We start from the raw sequence: 634 nt of genomic DNA, 5'->3' as shown, positions 1-634 counted from the left end.
CTCGATCGGCACCCTGCTCGGCGGCGACGCCCCCGGCGAGGTCGACGGCCAGGTGGTGCCCGCGGAGATGATCCGCCAGCTGCTGCAGGCCCTCACCGGCCACCACCCCGCCGCCCCCGACACCGACACCGACACCGCCGCCGCCGACGCCGGACCCGCCACCGCGGACGACGCGGCGACCACCGACGAACCGGGCGCCAGCACCGAGCCGGGCTTCACGGCCGCCGCAGCCAATGCAAGGAAGGCCGCCGATCCAGGGGCCACCATCGAGCCGGAACCTTCCGCCGGGGCCGCCGATGGCCGGTGGCAGCAGGAGCAGCAGGCCGAGCTGGAACGCTGGTGGGCCGAGCTCGAGCGGCGGGTGCTCGCCGAGGAACTCGGCGGCGGGCCCGACCCGGCCCCCGACGCTCCGCCCGACGCCGCGCCGCCGGTCGAGGACCGGCCTCCGCCGGACGAGCCCGACGGCCGGCCGAAGGCCGGGACGGCGGCCGACGCCGATTCGCTGCCTACTCCCGCCGACATCCCGCACCTCGACGACCCCCGTCCCGGCGATCCGGCCGCCGGCGGGCCGCCGGGCGGCGGCTGGTGGGCCGCCGCCGGCCGCGCCGTGGGCGGCGCCGGCGCCGGGAAGTCG

1 pseudogene is annotated in these 634 nt (G+C 79.8%); it reads left to right on the top strand.

The features are described from left to right. Window positions 1-634, top strand: a pseudogene (locus tag MY520_RS27940) (hypothetical protein); the annotation flags it as partial.

The sequence above is a fragment of the Geodermatophilus sp. CPCC 205506 genome (assembly GCF_051383635.1).
Classification (GTDB): Bacteria; Actinomycetota; Actinomycetes; order Mycobacteriales; family Geodermatophilaceae; genus Geodermatophilus.
Note: the sequence above shows the minus strand (reverse complement) of the source record. Positions and strands in the feature narration are given on the sequence as shown.